Origin of the sequence: Mycobacterium sp. 1245852.3, assembly GCF_001669335.1 — a bacterium.
GTDB lineage: Bacteria > Actinomycetota > Actinomycetes > Mycobacteriales > Mycobacteriaceae > Mycobacterium > Mycobacterium europaeum_A.
Genome location: NZ_LZLL01000612.1, coordinates 1 through 7,409 on the forward strand (window position 1 = coordinate 1; position 7,409 = coordinate 7,409).

The 7,409-nt window shown below is 64.8% G+C and carries 4 protein-coding genes; all 4 read left to right on the plus strand.

Translation table 11 applies throughout. From position 1 onward, the window contains the following. The coding region (locus A9W96_RS28610) for a LuxR family transcriptional regulator (protein ID WP_067144559.1) at nt 1–2,500 on the plus strand (2,500 nt) is incomplete at its 5' end. A gap of 628 nt (nt 2,501–3,128) precedes the next feature. After that, nucleotides 3,129–4,859 (plus strand): thiamine pyrophosphate-binding protein, encoded by a 1,731-nt coding sequence (locus tag A9W96_RS28615; protein WP_067144558.1) that lies wholly within the window; start codon nt 3,129–3,131, stop codon nt 4,857–4,859. 480 nt (nt 4,860–5,339) lie between these two features. Beyond that, a complete protein-coding gene (locus A9W96_RS28620) occupies nt 5,340–5,573 on the plus strand; it encodes an MbtH family protein (protein ID WP_066867433.1) in 234 nt (77 codons plus the stop codon). Nucleotides 5,574–5,590: 17 nt separating this feature from the next. Beyond that, nucleotides 5,591–7,409: condensation domain-containing protein (locus tag A9W96_RS28625; RefSeq protein WP_156765459.1), on the plus strand; the 1,819-nt coding region annotated here is incomplete at its 3' end.

Below are 7,409 nucleotides of genomic sequence, written 5' to 3' on the forward strand. Positions count from 1 at the left end.
GCTGGCTCGCATGCTGGCGAAGACGCTCGAGTCGGCCGGCCGCACGGTGCGATTCGCGCTGGGCACGCAAACGGGGTGCGCTCTGCCGCTGGGCGCCTTTTCTCGCGTGGTGAGTCTCGGAGTGGGACATGAACCGGCGATCATGCTGGCCGCTGCGCACAACACCTTGGGCCAGGACAAGAACTTGGTGGTGGTGGTCGACGACGCGCAGCTGCTCGATCCGTTGTCGGCCACCCTGGTCAATCAGCTGGCGGCCGGCCGCAGTGCGCGGTTGATCGTGACGATCCGGTCCGGCGAACCGGTCTCGGATGCGGTGACCGCGTTGCTGAAAGAACGCATCTTGCTGACCGTGCACATCGATCCGTTCACCCGCGAGCAGACCGCCCTATTGGCGGGCGCGGTGTTGGGGGGTCCGGTCGAGCCCGGACTGGTCGACGAGTTGTTCGAACGCAGCTCGGGAAATCTACTGCTGCTGCGTGGTTTTCTGGCCGCCGGGCGGGAGAGCGGTGCGCTGGTTCACACCGAGGAGGGTTGGCAACTCCGGGGCCCGTTGCGCGCCGACCGGGAGCTGCACGACGCGTTGGAGTTTCGACTGCAATCGCTGAGTCCGGCGGAGCTGGAGGTGGTGGAGATTCTGGCCACCGCCGAGTTGCTGGAGTTGGAGATCCTGCGCGAAATCTGCGATGCCGACGCGATGGCGAACCTGGAGCGCCGTGGTCTGATCCAGTTGGTCGCCGACGGATCCCACACCCTGGCGCAACTGAATCACCCCATGCTCGGTGAAGCTGCGATCCGGCGCGCCGGGATGGTGCGCTCGCGGCAAATCAACGGTCTACTGGCCAAAACTCTTCGAAGGCACCTGCGGACAACGGGACGGCGCTCGCAATTGCCCGACCTACGGGGCCGGATCCAGTTGGCCAGGTTCATGATGCGCAGCGACCTCGAGCCCGACCTGGATGTGGCCGTCAAGGCGGCCGCCGACGCGCTGGCGATGTCGAATGTGCCGCTGGGCGAGGAGCTGGCGAGGTTCGCGGTCGATCGTGGTGGTGGCCTGCCGGCCGCGTTGGTGCTTGCCGAGGCGGTGAGTTGGCAAGGGCGCGGCGAGGAAGCCGAAGCCATCCTGCTCGACGTCGACATCGATGGTGACGAGTGGATGATCGCGCGGTGGGCGTGTCTGCGGGCCGCCAACTTGGCATGGGGGTGCGGTGACGCGGAAACAGCGCGGCGCGTACTGAGCGATGTGAAACAGCGCGTTGCGTCCGAGGGGGGCATCCATCTGATCAACGCCTTGGAGGTTTCCATCGGGTTCTTCTGCGGTGACGTTGCGACGACGCTCGAACTGGGGCCGGGACTGTGCGAGTCCGATGTCATACCGATGGCGACCGTGTGGGCGGCCATCGCGACATGTGGCGCCTTGATGGCCGTCGGACGATTCTCTGAAGTCGGCCGAATAGCCGAGGCGGGCCTACGGGCGGCGGCGCTCTGCAAGGCGGGATCACAACGGTTCGCCATCGGGGTGGCCGAGGTCATGGTCGCGACCGCCTCCGGCGACTATCCCGCGGCCGAGCGGATCTACAAGCGCTATGCCGCGATGGCGATCGGCATCCCGGCGGCCGAGGCCATGGTCGACGCCATGTTGGGGCTCCTACAGGTCACCCGCGGTGAGCTGCCGACAGCCTGCGCCACCCTCGACCGCTCGATCTCCGAACTGTCCCAAGGTTTTCCGTCGCCCTGGTTGCTGGTGGTGGCCGCCCTGCACGCGCAGGCGGAAGGGGCGCGCGGCGAGAGCGCGGCGGCCACAGCGGCGTTACGGCGTGCGGAGAAGGCCTACGGCCCGCATGTCGCGGTGTTCTTGCCCGAGCTCGAGCTCGCCCGGGCCTGGGAACGGGCGGCCGCCGGCGACCCAGCGGCCGCCCAGACGCACGCGCTGCAAGCAGCCGAAATCGCACGAGAGGCCGGGATGCACGTGGCGGAGATTCGGGCACGCCATGCCGCGGTGCGCTTCGGCGACCGTTCGCAGGCCGCGCGCGTGGCGGAGCTCGTCGAGACGCTGAACACGCCCTCGGCGCGGGCGGTCGCCGACCATGCCCGCGGACTGGCGCAACACGACGGCGATCTGCTCGATGCCGCGGCACACCGGTTCGCTGACCTCGGCGGTTTGGCTTTTGCCGCGGACGCATCGGCTCAGGCCGCCGGCGAGTACGCCCGCGCGGGTGACCGTCGCAGGGAGGTCGAGTCGTCGACGTGGGCGCATGCTTTGGCCAGCCAATGCGGGCTGCGTACCCCCGCCCTCGAGGCCGCGGCGCGTCCCCTGCCGTTCAGCGGCCGTGAGCGTCAGATCGTGCTGCTGGTCGCGGCCGGGCTGTCCAACCGGCAGATCGCCGACCGGCTGGTGATCTCGGTACGAACGGTCGAGGGACACTTGTACCGTCTATTCACCAAACTGGGCATCAACAATCGCGACGAGCTCATCCGCCTCATGAGCCGAGACGCGTCTTGACCGACATGCCATTCGGACGTGCGGATCGGGCCACCGGTAGCCAGCCCCGCGGCTGCTGTGTAGTTCGCTCAGGGCTCCGGCACCGGCCCGCATCGTTCACAATCCGAAAGAGTCTCCCGCGCAAGCCGATAGCGCGGGCGCTGCACGCGGTGGGTTCGGCGCAGGCAATCCATCTTTCCGCTGGCGGGCGACGGTCCGAGCACTCTGTGACCACCGGTCAAGCCGGCCGCGACGGAGCCGTCGCGCACTACCTGCCGGGGTACCACTCGATCTGTGCGCGCGTACCACTTGAGTCGATTGAATCGGTTCGTGTGGGTTGTTCGAGCAAACATAAGCTCGCGCACATGACATCATGCGTGGCGGGCATGGCCGGTTGGACTCCTGTGGTTGTCGATTGCTACAGGATGTCACAAAACCCGCGAAAGTCGTTGCACCGGACGGATGTTGGGGTCCGCGGCGGGGTTGCCGCAACCGTACCGATGCTGCTCACTGCCGCATGGTGCACGCGCGCGGCCCTCATCTCCGCGAGCGCGGGCCTGCAGCCCGGACGCACACCCACTTGTAACTTCCTCCATCGGGCTGGGGCGAGCACGCAACACACCTACGCCGTTTCTAAGAGGTTGAAATCATGTCTCACAGCCACCGGGTGGTCGACCACATCGTCGGGTATCTCGCGTCAATCGGAGTCGACTACATATTCGGCGTCGACGGCGGCAACATCGAAGACCTGTACGACGCCGCATTCTCACACTCGGACGTCGGCGCGGTGTTGGCCAAACACGAATTCTCGGCCGCGGCGATGGCCGACGGATATAGGCGCAGCGGCGGTGGCTTGGGCGTGGTGGCGGCCTCCGGCGTGGGCGCGCTGAACCTTGTCGCCTGCCTCGAGGAATCGTCGACCAGCCGCGTGCCGCTGTTGGCGTTGGTGGGTCAGCCGGCCACCGCGATGGATGGTTGTGGCAGCTTTCAGGACACGAGCGGCCGCAACGGTTCACTGAATGCCGAGGCGCTGTTCTCCGAGGTGTCGGTGTTCTGCCGACGGGTGCGGGCCCCCGCGGACATCGCCTCGGCGCTGCCCGCCGCCGTGGCGGCGGCGCGAGCGGGCGGCCCTGCGGTGTTGTTGCTGCCCAAAGACGTTCAGCAAGCTGACGTGTGCATCCACGGCTTCATGCCCGGCCGCGGAATTGATAGTCCACGGGACATCGGTGATCCGCGTCCGATCGTGGAAATGCTGCGCCGGGTGAGGGGGCCGGTGACAATCATCGCCGGTGAACAGGTGGTCCGTGACGATGCGCGAGCCGAACTGGCGTCGTTGCGGGCGGTGCTCCGCGCCCGGGTGGCGTGCGTGCCTCACGCCAAGGATGCCGCCGGCACACCGGGTTTTGGGTTGTCTTCGGCGCTTGGCGTCACCGGTGTCATGGGCCACCCGGGTGTGGCGAAAGCGGTGGCCGGCAGCGCGTTGTGCCTGGTGGTGGGCACCCGGTTGCCTGTGACAGCGCGCGCAGGTTTGGACGATGCGCTGGCCGCGGTGCCCACCCTCTCAATCGGATCGGTACCGCCATACGTCGCATGCACCCACGTCCACACCGACGATCTGCAGGCATCGCTGCATATGCTGACGAGCGCGCTGACCGGGCGCGAGCGGCCGACCGGAATTCGAGTTCCCGACGCGGTGTCGAGCAGCGAGTTGAATCCGCCGAGCTTCGACGGTCCCGGGGTGCGCTATCGCGACGCGATGAGCATGCTCGACCGCGTGTTGCCCGACGGGGTCGATGTTGTCGTCGACGTCGGCAATAGCGGCGCGGCGGCCGTCCATTATCTGCCGGTTCGCCGCGGGGGCCGGTTCGCCGTCGCCCCCGGCATGGGCTACAGCTTTGGCGCCGGGATCGGAATGGCCTTCGGCCGTAGAAGATTCGGGCCGCGGCACGAGCGCGTTGTGGTGATAGCTGGGGACGGTGCCTTCTTCACACACGGCATGGAGGTGCATACCGCTGTGCAGTACGGGCTACCGGTGACGTTCGTCTTGTTCAACAACAACGCCCACGCCATGTGCGCGATGAGCGAAAAGTTGTTCTACGGGAATCGGCATAGTTACAACACCTTCACAACGAGTCGGCTGGGGGCCGGTCTCGCCGCGATGTTTCCGGACCTTCCATCGGTCGATGTCGATGACGTTGACAGCTTGAGCGCCGCCATGCATTCAGCGCTAGAGGTCGACGGGCCGTCGGTGATCAGCGTCGAATGCGCCGCCGACGAAATTCCGCCTCTCTCGACTTTTCTCGGGTCTTTGACACCGAAATCTGTTGCTTGCCAGAGTGTCCCGACGGAGAACAGAACCGATATCGTCTTCAGCGCGTGACGGCATCACCCGCCGGTATCGGCGCGATGGCAGTTTTCAATGCGTACATCAGCCTAGATAGGAAGCGCTCGACACAGGTCTCAACCCGGCCCCCGGGTGGGGGTGGCTGTATCCGCGCATGTCGGACCCGGCGCACGGCTGTCTAGTCGGCGTCGGGTAATCCTCTGTGGCCATCTAATCGGTACCGGGTGTTTGCTGACAGCCCAGACCCGCAGCCGCGACGGAAAACGCTGTTGCAGAATAAATTCCACGCTGACACGTGCATCTTTGGTGAACATTTGTCTGCCACTACGCAAGCTGCTGCGTTGGCGTGCGCTGACCACTCTATGTGTGTGCAGTTACTACGCTACCCGGCTTGATAAGCCTTACAACATGATTCAAACCCATACGCTCCCGATCATGTGTAGACCGTTGCTCGGTCAAGCCCCCGAGCTCCCGGTCGGGACCAGCAAGTGCGCAATTCGAGAACTTGGAGGACTAGTGAGTATCAATCCGTTCGATGACGACAATGGCAGCTTTCTCGTGCTGATCAATGACGAAGAGCAACACAGCCTGTGGCCGGCATTCGCCGACATTCCGGCCGGCTGGCAGATGGTTTACGGCGAAGCGGATCGCACTGCGTGCCTGGATTACATCGAACAGAACTGGCCCGATATCCGGCCGAAGACTCTACGAACCAGGCTGGCGACAGAGCGCCGGGGTTCTGGCGAGTAAACCGCGAAGGAAATCCGATGACGATTGATGACCGGGCGCTGCAGGTTGGGCGCGAACAACTGACGGAACCTGACGGTGGCCCATTCCCGCTGACGCGCGGACAGCTAGACATTTGGCTTGCGCAGCAAACGGACCACCAAGGTGCGAGGTGGCAGCTGGGCTATCTTCTGCGAATTGAGGGCACGGTCGACCCGTGGCTGCTTGAGCACACGATCCGGCAAGTGGTGCGCGAGGCCGAACCGATCAGAGCTGCCTTCTTCCAGGTGGATGGCCAGGTCTTCCAACAGGCGGTCGATTACCCGGATGTCGAGCTCGCCTGCTATGAGCACATGGGCTCGCAGGACCCGGTCCAGGAAGCCTATCGGCTGGCAGCCTCGATTCAGAGCACGGTGATGCCGCTTGATGGCCCGCTGTTCAAATTTGCGTTATTGCAAACGCGGCCGGATGAGTTTTATCTTTTCGTCTGCTGCCACCACATAGTGGCGGATGGAATCGGCCTTGCCCTTATTTGTCATCGGATCGGAGAGGTCTACAACGCCCTGGCTTCGGGGGCACCGATTCCCCCCGTCTTCTTTGGATCGCTGAGTGATCTGATTGCTTGCGAGGTGGAATACGAAGCGTCCACCGAATACCTCGATGATCAGGCCTATTGGGCCAAGAACCTGCCGGCGGAAAGCGAACCGCGTTATCGGTCGGCGCCCGCAACGGGCGCCCGCGAGCCATCTGAATCGTCTCCACCCGTTGAATTAGACCCGGCCGTAGTCGCCGGGATCCAGGAATTGGCGCAGGCGTTGGGCGTGCGCCGCTCTTCGGTGATCGCTGCGGCGTGCGCGCTGCTGGTGGGTGGTTGCGACGTCGAGAGTTCCGAGGTGGTGTTCGAATTCCCGGTAAGCAGGCGGGTGCGTCCGGAGACGCAGGCGGTGCCCGGCATGATTACCGGGTTCGTCCCACTGGTGTTAAAAGCTTCGCCGGGGTCCTCGGTTGCCAGTTTTTGTGAACATGTCGACACGCGACTGCGAGAAGCGCTGCACCATCAGCGATTCCCGGTGCACCTCATCGAGAACAGGCGTCTCCGCGGCTCTACGCAGCGGTCAAATCGCATAATCCTTAACTTCATTCCGACTACAAACCTGGCGAACATTGCTGGTGCCACGGTTTCGGGAACACTGACCCACACCAATCTCGTCGATCAGCTTGGGCTGGATTTTTTCAGCGACCACGATCGGCTTTTTCTCGGCATGCAGCCCGGCGCCACGACGGGTGGGTTCGGGGGCGCTGGACAATGGCTTTCTGATTGTGACGTCCGCGATTTGATCGATCGGTTGGAGCGGGTGTTGGTGGCGATGACCGCCGACCCGGCACGGCCGCTGTCATCGGTGGATGTGCTCGGCGCGGGTGAGCATGCCCGGCTGGGGGAGATCGGCAATCGGGCCGTGTTGAGCGAGTCGGCAAGTATGCCAGTGTCGATCCCGGCGCTGTTCGCGACTCATGTGGCCAGGATTCCGGATGCGGTGGCGGTGGTGGGTGAGGGCAAGTCGGTCACTTACCGCGAGCTCGATGAGGCTTCGAATCGGCTGGCGCACGTGTTGGCTGGCCGAGGTGCGGGCCCTGGAAAGATTGTGGCACTGCTATTTTCGCGTTCGGCCGAGGCGGTGGCCGCGATCTTGGCGGTGCTCAAGACGGGGGCGGCCTATCTGCCGATCGACCCGGCAGTGCCCGATGAGCGGATCGGATTCGTGCTGGCCGATGCCGCACCGATCGCCGCGGTGACGTCCGGTGGGCTGGCCGAGCGGCTCGACAACCATGACGTGGTCGTCATCGATGTCAACGATCCCG